This window comes from Burkholderia sp. AU44665, assembly GCF_030504405.1.
Taxonomy (GTDB): Bacteria; Pseudomonadota; Gammaproteobacteria; order Burkholderiales; family Burkholderiaceae; genus Burkholderia; species Burkholderia semiarida.
In genome coordinates this window covers 96,003-109,621 of the sequence record NZ_JAUJRI010000018.1, presented here as the reverse complement: position 1 = coordinate 109,621, position 13,619 = coordinate 96,003, and the positions used below count along the sequence as shown (strand labels likewise).

Genomic DNA, 13,619 nt, shown 5'->3' with positions numbered 1-13,619 from the left:
CTGCGCACGCTTTACGCCCAGTAATTCCGATTAACGCTTGCACCCTACGTATTACCGCGGCTGCTGGCACGTAGTTAGCCGGTGCTTATTCTTCCGGTACCGTCATCCCCCGACTGTATTAGAGCCAAGGATTTCTTTCCGGACAAAAGTGCTTTACAACCCGAAGGCCTTCTTCACACACGCGGCATTGCTGGATCAGGCTTTCGCCCATTGTCCAAAATTCCCCACTGCTGCCTCCCGTAGGAGTCTGGGCCGTGTCTCAGTCCCAGTGTGGCTGGTCGTCCTCTCAGACCAGCTACTGATCGTCGCCTTGGTAGGCCTTTACCCCACCAACTAGCTAATCAGCCATCGGCCAACCCTATAGCGCGAGGCCCGAAGGTCCCCCGCTTTCATCCATGGATCGTATGCGGTATTAATCCGGCTTTCGCCGGGCTATCCCCCACTACAGGACATGTTCCGATGTATTACTCACCCGTTCGCCACTCGCCACCAGGTGCAAGCACCCGTGCTGCCGTTCGACTTGCATGTGTAAGGCATGCCGCCAGCGTTCAATCTGAGCCAGGATCAAACTCTTCAGTTCAAACCTGTTACTGTTTTCGGTTCCGTAGAACCGGTCGCTCACTCAAAGCTGACAGGAATATGAATCACTTCATAAACCTGACTTACTTTAGTGTGAGACTCTTGATACTTTCGCTATCTGATCCGAGGATCAGTTCGCTTTCATCAAGCGCCCACACTTATCGGCTGTTAATTTTTAAAGAGCGTTTCTGCGAGGAATCTGAGACCCCTCGGCAGCGCTGCGTTTTCAGCAGCAGAGAAGCGAGATTATGAACCGTGTTTCGCAGCTCGTCAACAACTTTCTGAACTGCTTCGTTGCGACCGCGGGGCTCAACTTCCTGCGCCGCCGCGGCTCGTTACCACCGAACCCCAACAGCACCGCTTCCCTTCCTCCCGCGCCGCGTTTCCGTTAGCGCGAAAGAGGCGTGATTCTAAGCAGCTCGCGGCATTCGCGCAAGGGGCTTGCAGCAACTTTTTTACGCAATTCGGCCGTCCGGCCATGCGTCGGCACCAGACCGCTTATGGTGCAAAGAACGGACTAGAATGTGAGGTTCTTCGCCTCTTTCTATATACGTCTTTAATATGCGCCAGCGAATCGCCAAACGCCTTCCCCCCGATGCCGACAAACTGGTCGGTCTGTCACTTGCGCTCTTCGCGTCGGGCAGCCGCATCGAGGATCGCTTCTGGGAAGCGAAGCTCGATGCGCTGCTCGCCAAGATTGTCCGCAACGGCAATCAGACGACGCTCGATGCCGCGCTCGACCATCTTCAACAGAATCATCCCGACGCCTACGGCGCGCTCGCCGACATGGCCGAGACGCACAGCGAGTCGATGGTGATCGAACACGACGGCCAACCGTACGATGCGCTGCTGGTCGCCGTCCCGGTTCTCGCCTGGACGCGCTACATGATTCCGTCCGGTCCGCTCAAGGGCGACGTTGCCGACGCGCTGCGAACACACCTGCAAGCGCACGTGCTGGCGGACGGCACGCTCGTCGGGCTCGCCCCGTTCCTCTACAGCATCGACCAGTTGCCGCGACACCATGTGGAAACCTACCGGCTCGCCCAGCAGCTCGCACATGCGGCGATCGGCCAGCACACGCCGAAGCTGAGCTTCGGCGACCTGCCGGAAACTTCGCCGATCCTGGCCGATCCGCGCTTCCTGCTGGCAGTCGTCGCCGCGCCGGCCGGTTCGCCGCTGTTCCGCTGGCAGGAAGAAGAAAACGGCAGCCGTATCGAGCGCGGTCAGTGCCTCGAACAATGGGCCGCACAGGGCGGCCCGAACCTGTCGATCGCGCTGCCTGGCTGCGAATTCGAATGCCTGCTTCCGGACGCGTACTACTCGGCCTGCCGCGATGCGGACGAACGCGTGCGTCCGCACACCGTCCGAACGGCCATTCGTTATCTATTCGACACACTTGGTGCAGCGCCGCAAGAGCTGCGCGCGGTGGTCGCCGGCTTCGGCGAACGTCGCATCGACGAGTATCGCGTCGGCTTCACGCGGCGTGCCAGCAACGACGTGATCTATGGTGTCGTGTGGCCGCTCTACGGCCGTGAAAACGGCGACGTATCGATCGATAGCGCGACGCTCGAGGGCGAAGCGCCGATCGAAGGACCGCTCGAGGAAATCGTGAGCCTGCTGAAAGAATGCGGCGTAACCGACGTCCGGCGGCACGCGGGCCGTTTCGAACCCGAATACTGCGACGACTGCGGCGTACCGCTTTACGCCGATCCGCTCGGTGAAATCGTCCATGCGGAAATGCCGGAAGACGCGTCGCCCGCCCAACCGCACTTTCACTGATCCACCCCGCAGGCCCCGACAGCCTGCCCCGCCCAAAGCCGCTTCCGGTGACCACCGGAGCGGCTTTTTTCTTGTCCGCTGCCCCGCCGCCCAAAATTTCGAACTTTTCCTAAGCCTTTCAGCCAAGCAGACATCGTGTAAGGTCTTTGTCATTATCGGGGCCAGCTTATACCCGACGGCAATCAATGACTCACCTTATGGAGGTTGAATATGCGGTTCTTGGTACTTAACTCAGACGCCGAACGGCGTGACGGACTGAAGACCCTGTTGCGGCAGATCGACCGGCACGCCAGCATCAACGACGCGCCTGACGGTTTCCAGGCACGCCGGCTGCTGCGCACCCAGCGTTTCGACCTCGTCGCGATCGACTGGCTGGACGTGGGCCGGCTCAGCGAGCTTCAGGCGCTCGGCAACGCATGCTCGCCGACACCGGTCGCCGTTCTGGTCGACGACATCTCGCCCGAAGCCATCCAGCGCTTCTTCAATTACGGCGTCGCGGGCGTCATCCCGCATTCCACGCGGCCGCACCTGATCGTGCGTGCGCTCGAGATCGTACTGCTGGGCGGACACTACATTCCGCCGATCGCCCTCAGCCTGCTGCCGTCAACGGCAATGGCGCGCCACGACGCCCATTTCCAGACGCTCGCCGGCTCGCTTCCACGGCGCCCGCCGAGCGGCCTCCTGTCGCCGCGCCAAGCCCAGATCATGCGGTTCGTCCACATGGGCAGCACGAACAAGATGATTGCCCGTACGCTCGGCATCAGCGAAGGCACCGTGAAGATCCACCTCGCGAGCATCTTCCAGCAGCTCGGCGCCGCAAACCGCGCCGCCGCGGTCGCGATCTACAACGGCTGGCTGTCGCCCCATCTCGAGGTACTGCTGGCGAACCGCAATCGCGCCCGCAAGCTGGCCATCGGCGAACACGGCCCCGCTCCGCTGCGAACACAACGGCATGACCGCCCGTACCCGTTGCCTATCGCCAACGCCGGCACGCAGGACCTGCCACTCGCCGCCGAGCCGCCGGCACGGTTCCGGCGCGGACGCTAGGCAAACAGTCTCGATATTGCGACGGTCGGGCACGTGCAGGCTCCCACCTTTGATGCTCAACGAGTAATATGGACGCATGGGTTTTCTTTTCACACCGCTTCCGCTCTGGGTTGGCATCGGTGGCTGGATCGCCGCCGTGGCCCTGCTCGCGCTCGCGATGTGGAATCGCCCGTTCGTACGCCTGCAGGACGCCACGCTTCAGCACGTGTGGCTCGCGCTCGTCACTGCGATCACGGTCCTGTGGGCCTCGAACGCATGGCTCGAAGATGGCATCGTCATGCATCTGCTTGGCGCAACGCTGCTCGTCACGCTGTTCGACTGGACACTCGCACTGGTCGCGATGGGCGCCGTCACGGCGATAGCCGCAGTCATATTCGACGCGCCGTGGCAAGGCGTCGGCCTGACCTATCTGGTCTACGGTGCGCTGCCTGTCGGCGTGTCGGCGTTGCTGCAACGCGCCGCGCTCGCCTGGCTGCCGCACAACCTCGCGTCGTTCATCACCGGACAGGGCTTCCTGTCGCCGGCCATCGCGATCGTCGCGGTCGCCGCCGCGGCGGCCGGTGTTCAGCTCGCGCTCGCGGACGGCGTGCCCGTCGTGATTCCGGCCGGCTATCTGCTGAACACCGCGCTGCTCGCGCTCGGCGAAGCATGGTTCACCGGTATGGCAACGGCACTCATCGCCGTCTATCGCCCCGCGTGGGTCACGACCTTCGACGTCCGGCGCTACCGCCTCGGCGGCCCGCGCGCCTGAATTTTCTCCGGATCGGCTCGACGCATCTGCGTGCCGGGGCACTTTCCGCGGCGCGCGCCGAGTACGTCGCCTACTGCCGCACAACTTTTTTACGCTAAGATTGAACTCCTGTTCTTCATCGGGCCTCTATACGTGCCCGATGTCTCCTTCGCTCCTCACCAATAACCAGATGGACAGCTCACCTGCCTCGCTCCGGATTTTCCGGGCGCTCGGCAAGCTGGCAGCCTGTATCGCGGGCCTGTCGCTTGCGCTTCCCGCTCCGGTATTTGCCGACCTGCTCGACCAGCGCTCCGAACTGATCAACAAATTCGTCAACGAGATGCATGCCGATCCGCTCGCCGCGGATTGTGCGGCGCACGGCAGCTTCATCGCCAGCACATCGACGGCGTTCGACCGCGTGGACTTCGCGCCGAACGCATTCGACAGCGGCAACGCGACGATCACGCCGTGGAACGACTCGTTCGACCAGGGCAAGCAGCGCGTGAAAGTCGACAACATCGTCACCGTCGACGGGCTCGGCATCCACAGCAACGGCAGCGATCCGACGCCGCTGAAGTTTCGCTGCGGCTATGTCGGCCAGCAAATGCTTGCGTTCAGCTGGAACGATCCGGTTCCGCCGCTGAAACCTCGCGTCGAGCGCTCGTCGTCCTCGACGAAGAAGTTCAAGGGCAAGTCGCACCGCGGCAAAGCCAAGGCGAAGGCATCGGGCCGCACCGGCAGCAAGAAGGCCGTCGCAACGAAGAAATCAGCCGGCCAAAAGAAAGCCGTGAAGAAGAAAACCGCGAAGAAATCCTGATACGACGGAGCGGCAACGACAGCAGCAAAAAGCCGGCGCATCTCGCGATGCACCGGCTTTTTTCATGCGACGACGGCAGCGCCTACGCGAACGTGTCGACGTGCACGAGGATCGCGGCGAGCATCGCCGCGCCGAGCGCCGCGCTGCGCTCGCCGTTCCAGCCGACGCGCTCGTCGGGGAGGTTCGCGTTGTCCTTGAACGGCATTTCGAGCGTCAACGACAGGCAGCCGAACTGGTGGCCGATGTACTTCGACGCGAGCTTCAGCGCATCTTCCTTGTACTTGCTCGCCGCGTAGCCATGCTCGGTCTGGAAGTCCGGGCTCGCGACCTTGAACGCTTCGATGAACGCGGCCTGCTCCTTGCCCTGCTGCTCGGTAAAGCTCGGCAGCATCTCCGAGCCGGCGACGAACACGTACGGCAGATCCTCGTCGCCGTGAATGTCGAAGAACATGTCGCAGCCGATCGCGTGGATCGCGTCGCGCACGGCCAGCACTTCGGGGCTGCGCTCGGCATCGGGCGCCATCCACTCGCGGTTCAGGTTCGCGCCGGCCGCATTGGTGCGCAGGTTACCGTGCACGCTGCCGTCCGGATTCATGTTCGGCACGATGTAGAACGTCACGCGATCGTAGAGCTTGCGCGCAACCGGATCGGCGGCCCAGTCGCCCCATCCGGCCAGCCGTTTGACCAGCCCTTCGACGAACCACTCGGCCATCGACTCGCCCGGATGCTGGCGCGCGATGATCCACACCTTCTTCTTCGGCGCGCCGTCGAGTTCCGGCGTGCCGAGCGTCAGCAGCGACATCGGGCGGCCTTCGACCGTGCGGCCGAGTTCGACGACGCTCGCCTGAGGCAACTGCTGGACCGCGCCGAGAAACGCCGCGTGACGCTCTTCCGAGTACGGTTCGAAATACGCGTAGTAGATGCTGTCGAACTCCGGCGTATGGTCGATGGTCATCGTCTTGCCGTCGAACGTCGTCGGCACGCGGAACCAGTCGACGCGGTCATAGCTCGCCACCGCGTGGTAGTTGCGCCAGCCCGACGGATACGCGCATTCGGCTGCGTTCTCGAACGTCATCACGCATCGCTCGCCGCGCGCGCCCGTCAAGCGGTAGTAGAACCATTGCGCGAATTCCGAACGATTGTCGCCGCGCACGCGCAGCCGGATTGCGTCGGGGCGGTCGCACGACACGACGTCGATTGCGCCTGCGTCGAAATTACTGGTGATCGAAAGTGCCATCTGTCCATCTCCTTTGTCGACCGGCGCTGGCGCTTCAGCGCTTACGCCGGTCCCATGCAAAGCGGTCGACCGAAGCAGGCGGTATGTCGCCGGTCCGGCCTCACGCATGCGCCGACCGTCTCGCGAACGGCCGGCAGGGTCACTCGCCGACGCGCCGGCGATATACGTAAGTCGAATCGTTCGACGCAGCCGCATCGAACGCATAGCCTTCGGTGGCGAATTCCTTCAGCGCCTTCGGGTCGGCGATACGGTTCTCGACGACAAAACGCGCCATCAGGCCGCGCGCGCGTTTCGCATGAAAACTGATGATCTTGTAGCGGCCGCCCTTCCAGTCCTCGAATACCGGCGTGATGACCGGTGCGGCCAGCAGCTTCGGCTTGACCGACTTGAAGTATTCGGTCGACGCGCAGTTGACGAGCACGCGCGCCGCGCCGCTGCGCGTCTCGAGTTGCTCGTTCAGCGCCCGCGTGATGCGATCGCCCCAGAACGCATACAGATCCTTGCCGCGCGCGTTCGCGAACCGCGTGCCCATCTCGAGCCGGTACGGCTGCAGCAGGTCGAGCGGACGCAGCAGCCCGTACAGGCCCGACAGCACGCGCACGTGATGCTGTGCATAGTCGAGATCGGCGGACGACAGCGATTTCGCGTCGAAACCCTCGTAGACGTCGCCGTTGAACGCCAGCACAGCCTGCTTCGCGTTGGCCGGCGTGAAGGTCGGCGACCAGTCGGCGTAGCGCTGGAAATTCAGGCGCGCGAGCGGATCGGAGATATCCATCAGCGTCGCGATGTCCTGCGGCGACAGCTTGCGCAGGCCGTCGATCAACTCCGACGCATCGTCGACGAATGCAGGCTTCGTGTAAGACTGGACGTGCGCGGGCGTGTCGTAGTCGAGGGATTTGGCGGGAGAGAGAACGATTATCATAGAGGCTCGCTGGCACGCCGTGCCTTGCGGTCAGACGAAAACCACCGATTGTAACGAATGACCCGCTCTCTCGCCCCGCATGCCGCACACCGCGTCGTGCTCGACTCGAACGTCTGGATCGACATTCTCGTATTCGACGACCCCGCCACGCGCCCGATCCGCGCCGCGCTGGAGCACGGCACGCTGGCCGCCGTGATCGACGGCCGCTGCCTGACGGAACTCGAATACGTGCTCGACTATCCGCAGTTCCAGTCGCGCGCGATCGACAAGGCGGCCGCGCTCGCGACCGTCGCCCGGCTCGCGAGCCTCGTCGAACCGCCGCCCGTCGACGCCGGCGCGCCGCCGCTGCCGAAGTGCAAGGACCGCGACGACCAGAAGTTTCTCGAACTCGCGCGCGCCGCGCACGCCGATTGGCTCGTGTCGAAAGACCGCGCGCTGCTGAAGCTCGCGAAGCGCACCGCCCGCGACTTCGGTTTCCGTATCGCGCAACCCGCGCCGTTCGCGCAAGCCTGCGCACTCGACGCCGCGCCGCCCGTCACGGCGACGCCGGCCTGACGCACCTCACCCGATTCCGACCGTATCGATGAACGCTCCTTCAGATATGCCAACGACACCCGTTTTCCCCTCGCGCCTGCCGAACGTCGGCACGACGATCTTCACGGTGATGAGCGCGCTTGCCGCCGAAAAAGGGGCGGTGAACCTCGGCCAGGGTTTCCCGGATTTCGATTGCGATCCACGCATCGTCGATGCGGTGGCCGCCGCGATGCGCAACGGGCACAACCAGTACCCGCCGATGGCCGGCGTCGCGCCGCTGCGCGACGCGATCGCCGACAAGATCGCGCGGGTGTACGGCCGGCGCTACGATCCGGCCGCCGAAATCACCGTGACGGCCGGCGCGACGCAGGCGCTGCTGACGGCGATCCTGTGCGCGGTGCATCCGGGCGACGAAGTGATCGTCGTCGAGCCCACCTACGACAGCTACCTGCCGTCGATCGAGCTCGCCGGCGGCAAGCCCGTGTTCGTCACGCTGGAGGCGCCCGACTACGCGATCCCGTTCGACCGTCTCGCGGCCGCGATCACGCCGAAAACGCGGATGATCCTGATCAACACGCCGCACAACCCGACGGGCACCGTGTGGCGCGAGGCGGACATGCGCAAGCTCGAGGACATCGTGCGCGGCACCAACGTGCTGATCCTGTCCGACGAGGTCTACGAACACATGGTCTACGACGGCGCGCGCCACGAGAGCGTCGCGCGCTATCCGGAACTCGCCGCACGCAGCTTCATCGTGTCGAGCTTCGGCAAGACCTATCACGTGACCGGCTGGAAGGTCGGTTACGTCGCGGCGCCTGCCGCGCTGACCGCTGAATTCCGCAAGGTCCACCAGTTCAACGTATTCACGGTGAACACGCCGATGCAGATCGGGCTCGCCGACTACCTGCGCGACCCGACGCCGTACCTGTCGCTCGCCGGCTTCTATCAGCAAAAGCGCGACTTCTTCCGGGCCGGCCTCGAGCGCACGCGCTTCAAGCTGCTGCCGTGCACGGGCACGTACTTCCAGTGCGTCGATTACTCGGCGATCAGCGACCTGCCCGAAGCGGAATTCTCGACGTGGCTCACGTCGGAGATCGGCGTGGCCGCCATTCCGGTGTCGGCGTTCTATCACGAGCCGCACGAATCGGGCGTCGTGCGCTTCTGCTTCGCGAAGCGGGAAAGCACGCTCGCATCCGCGCTCGAGCGGCTCGCCCGCCTGTAAGACCCGCACGGGGGCGGCCGCACGCCGCCCTTCGGGAAACGCGGTTACGAACGCGCGACGTTCGCCGCTTCGACATACGCCTTGCGCTCGGCTGCCACGCGCTGCGCGGCAGGGCGTTCGCTCACCGTCTTGGCGTGCGCCTTCCAGTCGATGCCTGCATCGAGCAGGAAGTCGCGGCCGAATATGGCCTTCGTCGCCATCCCGATCACCGGCAGATGAACCCACGCGGCAATGTCCGCGAGGCCGAACGACTCGCCGAGCACATACGGCGAAAACCGCGTCATCTGCTTGAACGCATCGATCGCGCGCGGCAGGCGCTTCTCGACGTGCGCCTTCATTCCGTCGCTGACCTTGCCGCCGAAAAACGCTTCCGTGTACACCTCGCGCGCCACCCATTCGAGATACAGCTCGAGCGTCTCGACCAGTTCGCGCACCTTCGCCGCCGCGAACGGGCTCGCGGGCAAAATGCCTTTCTCGGGATAGCGCGCCGCCAGGTATTCGATGATCACCTGGGACTCGAACAGCGCACCCTCTTCGGTCTTCAGGAACGGAATCTTGCCGAGCGGCGAATCGGCGAGCTGCACCGGATCGCTGACCGGCAAAGCGCACACCGACTCCTCGAACGGTATATCGTGCTCGAGCAGGACGAACTTCACCTTGTTGTAGTAGTTGGACAACGGAATACCGCACAGCTGTAGCATCGGAGTCTCCTTCGTTGCTGGAGCACGGCCGCATCGACGCCGGCCGCCTCGTGATTCATCGCGCCGAAAAGCACGTTCGTGCTAGTCTAAAGCAAGTTTTTCGTCCGTCACGACAACATTACATCCGCTGCGGCGACAGCCCTCGCTGTTCGCGGGATACACTCGGCGTCGCCGCGCCACCCGATGGAGACACGCTCGCATGAGTGCTGAACTGCTGGCCTCGCGCCCGCCCGAGAGCGAATCGACGCTCGTCCTCACGCTGTCCAATCCCGGTGCGCGCAACGCACTGCATCCCGACATGTATGCGGCCGGCATCGAAGCGCTCGCCACCGCCGAGCGCGATCCGGCGATTCGCGCCGTCGTGCTGACGGGTGCCGATCGCTTCTTCTGCGCAGGCGGCAACCTGAACCGGTTGCTCGAGAATCGCTCGAAGGATCCGTCCTTCCAGGCCGACAGCATCGATCAGCTCGCGGCATGGGTCACGGCGATCCGCGCGTCGACGAAGCCGGTGATCGCGGCCGTCGAAGGCGCCGCGGCCGGCGCCGGCTTCTCGCTCGCGCTCGCGTGCGACCTGATCGTTGCCGCACACGACGCGAAATTCGTGATGTCGTATGCACGCGTCGGCCTGACACCCGACGGCGGCGGCTCGTGGTTTCTCGCCCGCGCGTTGCCGCGTGCGACCGCCGCCGAGATCCTGTTCGAAGGCAAACCGGTCGCCGCCGAACGCCTGCATGCGCTGGGCGTCGTCAATCGGCTCGCCGCGCCTGGCACGGCGCTGAGCGACGCACTGGCGTGGGCCGACACGCTCGCCGGCATCTCGCCGAACGCGCTCACGCGCATCAAGTCGCTGCTCGACGACGCCACCGACCAACCGCTGGACGCGCACCTCGGCACCGAGCGCGATCATTTCGTCGCGTCGCTGCATCATGCGGACGGGCTCGAAGGCATCAGCGCCTTTCTCGAGAAGCGCCAGCCGCGCTACAAGCGCTGATCCACCGCGTCGGCCTTCGAACCGACGCCACGCCACCGCGTCCATCCGGTGCGGCACGTCGACGCCGCGTGCACCGCCGGCGACGCCCGCCCGGCCGCGCATGCCCGCCGGCACGGGCGTTTCCGCCGCCAGCAGCCCGCGTCGATCCATGCTCTAATGACCGCCTGTCGCGGCGCCGCAGGCGCCGTTTTCGCGCATGCCACACAGGAGTTGACGATGATCGACGTCTATAGCTGGGCGACCCCGAACGGCCACAAGGTGCACATCATGCTCGAGGAAACGGGCCTCGCGTATCGCGCCCATCCGGTCGATATCGGTGCGGGCGACCAGTTCGAGCCCGCGTTCCTGAAGATCAGCCCGAACAACAAGATCCCCGCGATCGTCGATCCGGATGGCCCCGGCGGCCAACCGATCTCGCTGTTCGAATCGGGCGCGATCCTGATCTACCTCGCGGAGAAGACCGGCAAGTTCCTGCCGACCGATCCGGCCGCGCGCTATGCGACGCTCGAGTGGCTGATGTTCCAGATGGGCGGTGTCGGCCCGATGCTCGGGCAGGCGCACCACTTCCGGCTGTATGCGCCGGAGAAGATCGAGTACGCGGTCAACCGCTACACGAACGAAGCGAAGCGCCTGTACAACGTGATGGAAAAGCGGCTCGGCGAATCCGAGTATCTCGCGGGCGACACGTATACGATCGCGGACATTGCGACGTTCCCGTGGACGCGCTCGTGGCGGAACCAGGGCATCGAGCTCGACGCGTTGCCGAACGTGAAGCGCTGGCACGAGGCGATCGCCGCGCGACCGGCCGTGCAGCGTGGCGTCGAGGTACTCGCGTCGATGCGCAAGGCGCTGCAGGACGACAAGGCACGCGAGGTGCTGTTCGGCGCAACGCAATACGCGAAGCACTGACACGCAGGGTGGACGCAGCGGCATCCGCGTGCCGCTGCGGGCTTCAGAAGTAATGCAGCGTGATGAATTCCGCCGCGCATACCGGCAGCGGCGCGTCGGGACGCTCGATCTGCATCGATACCGACCACGTCACCTGAATACCGCCGCGCGCGGCGTCGGCGATTTCCTTCACCGCGAACAGCGCGCGCACGCGCGCCCCGACCGGCACCGGCTTCAAGAACCGTACGCGGTTGAGCCCGTAGTTCACGCCCATCTTCTGCTCGAAGCGCATTGCGTCGGTCATCAATGCAGGAATCAGCGACAGCGTCAGGAACCCGTGCGCGATGGGCCCACCGAACGGCGACTCGCGCCGCGCGCGTTCGGGGTCGACGTGAATCCATTGGTGATCGCCGGTCGCGTCGGCGAAACCGTCGACGCGCGGCTGGTCGATCTCGATCCAGCCGCTCGCGAGCGGTTCCGCGCCAACCCGCGCCTGCAGCGCCTGCGCGGACGCGATCAGCGGCAAGGTCACGTCGGTCATGCGTTCGCGCCTGCCGGATGGCGCAGCCCGAAAATCACCTTGGTGTGCACGCTGATCACCGTCTCGCCGGCTTCGTTCACGCCGACCCATTCCGTCGACACGATGCCGCGATCGGGCTTGCTCTCCGACACGCGCTTGTCGTGCACCTTCTGGTACATCGTGATCGTGTCGCCGGCGCGCACCGGCTTCAGCCAGCGGATCGAATCGATGCCCGGCGAGCCCATGCTGGTCGAATCCGGCCCCAGCTTCTGGACCAGCAGGCTCATGAACACCGAACACGTATGCCAGCCGCTCGCGACGAGCCCGCCGAAGTGCGATGCCTTCCCTGCTTCCTCGTCGACATGGAACGGCTGCGGATCGTAGCGCTGCGCGAACGTCTTGATGTCGTCCGGCTCGAACGTGTAGCGGCCCACTTCGGTGGTACTGCCCACCACCAGATCTTCGTAACTGATGCCCACTGATAAGTCTCCTTGTCTGGCGCGCTCGCGCGTCGCCGTCATGCTACGTCGGTCTGCGCGAAATCGGGCAGCGCCGCGAGGCGGGCGAGGTGATGATCGGTATCGCCGAGCGTCGTCTCGATGATTGACAGCCGCTTGAACAGGTGCGCGGCGGCCACCTCGTTGGTCACGCCCATGCCGCCGTGCAACTGGATCGCCTGCTGGCCGACGAAGCGCGCGGCCGATCCGACCCGCGCCTTCGCGGCCGACACGGCCTTGCGCCGCGCATCGGCATCGCCGTTCGCATAGCGCACCGCCGCGAGATAGGTCAGCGAACGCGCCTGCTCGGCATGAATCAGCATGTCGACCATCCGGTGCTGTAGCGCCTGAAAGCGCGCGATCGGCACACCGAACTGCTCACGCGTCTTCGTGTATTCGACCGTCGCGCGATTCAGCTCGTCGAGCGCGCCAACCGCTTCCGCGCATAGCAGAAAGGTCGCGTAATCGGCAATCTGCTCGAGCGCCGCCGCGTCTCGCGCCCCGCCCGTCAGGAGTCGGGCCGGCGTGTCGTCGAACGTGAGCGTCGCGGCGCGCTGGCCGTCGATGGTCCGGTAGTCGACCACCTTCGCGTTGGCCGCATCGCGTTCGACGACGAAGAGGCCGATGCCGCCGCCGTCGACACGCGCGGGCACGATCCAGACGTGCGCCTGGGCGCCGTGCTGAACGACCGACTTGATACCGGTCAGCCGGTACGTGCCGTCCTGCTCGCGCGCGCGCGTGTCGAGTTCGTACAGGTCGTAGCGCGCCTGCGGCTCATGGAACGCGACCGCCACGCGCTTTTGTCCTTGTGCAATCGCCTCCAGCAGCGCGGCGTCGTCGCCCGCGCCGGAGCCGGCGATCCGCAACGCCTCGACGCCGACCGCCGTGGCCCAGTACGGCTCGATCACGAGCGCGCGGCCGAGTTCCTGCATCACGACCAGCATGTCGACCGGCCCGCCGCCGAAGCCGCCCTGGGCGTCCGGCACCGGCAACGCGGTCAATCCGAGTTCGGTGAATGCGCTCCACTGCGCGTCCGACACACCGGTATCGCTGCGCACGATCGCCTGACGTGCCTCGAAGCCGTATTGCTCGCCGAGATACCGGCGCAGCGCATCGGCGAACTGCTGCTGCTCATCGGTAAAGCTGAAATCCATG

Annotated in this window: 14 protein-coding genes and 1 rRNA gene; 8 read left to right on the top strand and 7 right to left on the bottom strand. The window is 64.9% G+C overall.

What is annotated here, in order from left to right:
* Window positions 1-580 (bottom strand): 16S ribosomal RNA (locus tag QZM15_RS26940); the annotation flags it as partial.
* Between the two features lie 560 nt (window positions 581-1,140).
* Here QZM15_RS26940 and QZM15_RS26935 point away from each other — a divergent pair.
* From QZM15_RS26935 to QZM15_RS26920, 4 genes are all read left to right on the top strand, one after another.
* A complete protein-coding gene (locus QZM15_RS26935) occupies window positions 1,141-2,358 on the top strand; it encodes a DUF2863 family protein (RefSeq protein WP_060312122.1) in 1,218 nt (405 codons plus the stop codon).
* A gap of 210 nt (window positions 2,359-2,568) precedes the next feature.
* On the top strand, window positions 2,569-3,405 hold the full coding sequence (locus tag QZM15_RS26930) for a response regulator transcription factor (protein ID WP_059583567.1): 837 nt from the start codon (window positions 2,569-2,571) through the stop codon (window positions 3,403-3,405).
* Between the two features lie 76 nt (window positions 3,406-3,481).
* Complete coding sequence (locus tag QZM15_RS26925; RefSeq protein WP_059646644.1) at window positions 3,482-4,156, top strand: energy-coupling factor ABC transporter permease; 675 nt, start codon at window positions 3,482-3,484, stop codon at window positions 4,154-4,156.
* A gap of 139 nt (window positions 4,157-4,295) precedes the next feature.
* On the top strand, window positions 4,296-4,952 hold the full coding sequence (locus QZM15_RS26920; RefSeq protein ID WP_059646642.1) for a hypothetical protein: 657 nt from the start codon (window positions 4,296-4,298) through the stop codon (window positions 4,950-4,952).
* Window positions 4,953-5,034: 82 nt separating this feature from the next.
* On the opposite strand, the gene QZM15_RS26915 is transcribed toward QZM15_RS26920, so the two are convergent.
* Together QZM15_RS26915 and yaaA are read right to left on the bottom strand one after the other, a co-directional pair.
* Entirely contained in the window at window positions 5,035-6,189 is a 1,155-nt protein-coding gene (locus QZM15_RS26915; protein WP_302107582.1) for a M14-type cytosolic carboxypeptidase, read from the bottom strand.
* Window positions 6,190-6,328: 139 nt separating this feature from the next.
* Window positions 6,329-7,111, bottom strand: coding sequence for a peroxide stress protein YaaA (gene yaaA, locus QZM15_RS26910; protein ID WP_059583575.1), 783 nt, complete (start codon window positions 7,109-7,111; stop codon window positions 6,329-6,331).
* Between the two features lie 57 nt (window positions 7,112-7,168).
* Between yaaA and QZM15_RS26905 the strand changes: the two genes are divergently transcribed.
* Both QZM15_RS26905 and QZM15_RS26900 read left to right on the top strand, forming a co-directional pair.
* A complete protein-coding gene (locus QZM15_RS26905; protein WP_059583577.1) occupies window positions 7,169-7,666 on the top strand; it encodes a putative toxin-antitoxin system toxin component, PIN family in 498 nt (165 codons plus the stop codon).
* A 28-nt stretch (window positions 7,667-7,694) separates the two neighbouring features.
* Entirely contained in the window at window positions 7,695-8,867 is a 1,173-nt protein-coding gene (locus QZM15_RS26900) for a pyridoxal phosphate-dependent aminotransferase (protein ID WP_059646632.1), read from the top strand.
* A 44-nt stretch (window positions 8,868-8,911) separates the two neighbouring features.
* Here the strand turns inward: QZM15_RS26900 and QZM15_RS26895 are convergent, their stop codons facing one another.
* Window positions 8,912-9,568 (bottom strand): glutathione S-transferase, encoded by a 657-nt coding sequence (locus QZM15_RS26895; RefSeq protein WP_059583581.1) that lies wholly within the window; start codon window positions 9,566-9,568, stop codon window positions 8,912-8,914.
* A gap of 199 nt (window positions 9,569-9,767) precedes the next feature.
* Between QZM15_RS26895 and QZM15_RS26890 the strand changes: the two genes are divergently transcribed.
* Entirely contained in the window at window positions 9,768-10,559 is a 792-nt protein-coding gene (locus QZM15_RS26890; protein ID WP_302107581.1) for an oxepin-CoA hydrolase, alternative type, read from the top strand.
* A 216-nt stretch (window positions 10,560-10,775) separates the two neighbouring features.
* Entirely contained in the window at window positions 10,776-11,468 is a 693-nt protein-coding gene (locus tag QZM15_RS26885; RefSeq protein ID WP_059583763.1) for a glutathione binding-like protein, read from the top strand.
* Window positions 11,469-11,511: 43 nt separating this feature from the next.
* Here QZM15_RS26885 and QZM15_RS26880 read toward each other — a convergent pair whose 3' ends face one another.
* The 3 genes from QZM15_RS26880 to QZM15_RS26870 are packed head-to-tail and all read right to left on the bottom strand — an operon-like array spanning window position 11,512 to window position 13,618.
* Complete coding sequence (locus QZM15_RS26880) at window positions 11,512-11,988, bottom strand: MaoC family dehydratase (protein WP_059583586.1); 477 nt, start codon at window positions 11,986-11,988, stop codon at window positions 11,512-11,514.
* Window positions 11,985-12,446: a MaoC family dehydratase gene (locus QZM15_RS26875; protein ID WP_059583588.1), complete on the bottom strand. Its 462-nt coding sequence runs from the start codon at window positions 12,444-12,446 to the stop codon at window positions 11,985-11,987. The genes QZM15_RS26880 and QZM15_RS26875 overlap by 4 nt, the downstream gene beginning before the upstream one ends.
* A 38-nt stretch (window positions 12,447-12,484) precedes the next feature.
* A complete protein-coding gene (locus QZM15_RS26870) occupies window positions 12,485-13,618 on the bottom strand; it encodes an acyl-CoA dehydrogenase family protein (protein ID WP_059583590.1) in 1,134 nt (377 codons plus the stop codon).
* Window position 13,619 lies beyond the last annotated feature (1 nt).

What these genes read in the sequence shown, in the direction of transcription:
- QZM15_RS26935 (WP_060312122.1), top strand. Translation starts at nt 1,141, where the DNA reads ATGCGCCAGCGAATCGCCAAACGCCTTCCCCCCGATGCCGACAAACTG.
- QZM15_RS26930 (WP_059583567.1), top strand. Translation starts at nt 2,569, where the DNA reads ATGCGGTTCTTGGTACTTAACTCAGACGCCGAACGGCGTGACGGACTG.
- QZM15_RS26925 (WP_059646644.1), top strand. Translation starts at nt 3,482, where the DNA reads ATGGGTTTTCTTTTCACACCGCTTCCGCTCTGGGTTGGCATCGGTGGC.
- QZM15_RS26920 (WP_059646642.1), top strand. Translation starts at nt 4,296, where the DNA reads ATGTCTCCTTCGCTCCTCACCAATAACCAGATGGACAGCTCACCTGCC.
- QZM15_RS26915 (WP_302107582.1), bottom strand. Translation starts at nt 6,189, where the DNA reads ATGGCACTTTCGATCACCAGTAATTTCGACGCAGGCGCAATCGACGTC.
- yaaA (WP_059583575.1), bottom strand. Translation starts at nt 7,111, where the DNA reads ATGATAATCGTTCTCTCTCCCGCCAAATCCCTCGACTACGACACGCCC.
- QZM15_RS26905 (WP_059583577.1), top strand. Translation starts at nt 7,169, where the DNA reads ATGACCCGCTCTCTCGCCCCGCATGCCGCACACCGCGTCGTGCTCGAC.
- QZM15_RS26900 (WP_059646632.1), top strand. Translation starts at nt 7,695, where the DNA reads ATGAACGCTCCTTCAGATATGCCAACGACACCCGTTTTCCCCTCGCGC.
- QZM15_RS26895 (WP_059583581.1), bottom strand. Translation starts at nt 9,568, where the DNA reads ATGCTACAGCTGTGCGGTATTCCGTTGTCCAACTACTACAACAAGGTG.
- QZM15_RS26890 (WP_302107581.1), top strand. Translation starts at nt 9,768, where the DNA reads ATGAGTGCTGAACTGCTGGCCTCGCGCCCGCCCGAGAGCGAATCGACG.
- QZM15_RS26885 (WP_059583763.1), top strand. Translation starts at nt 10,776, where the DNA reads ATGATCGACGTCTATAGCTGGGCGACCCCGAACGGCCACAAGGTGCAC.
- QZM15_RS26880 (WP_059583586.1), bottom strand. Translation starts at nt 11,988, where the DNA reads ATGACCGACGTGACCTTGCCGCTGATCGCGTCCGCGCAGGCGCTGCAG.
- QZM15_RS26870 (WP_059583590.1), bottom strand. Translation starts at nt 13,618, where the DNA reads ATGGATTTCAGCTTTACCGATGAGCAGCAGCAGTTCGCCGATGCGCTG.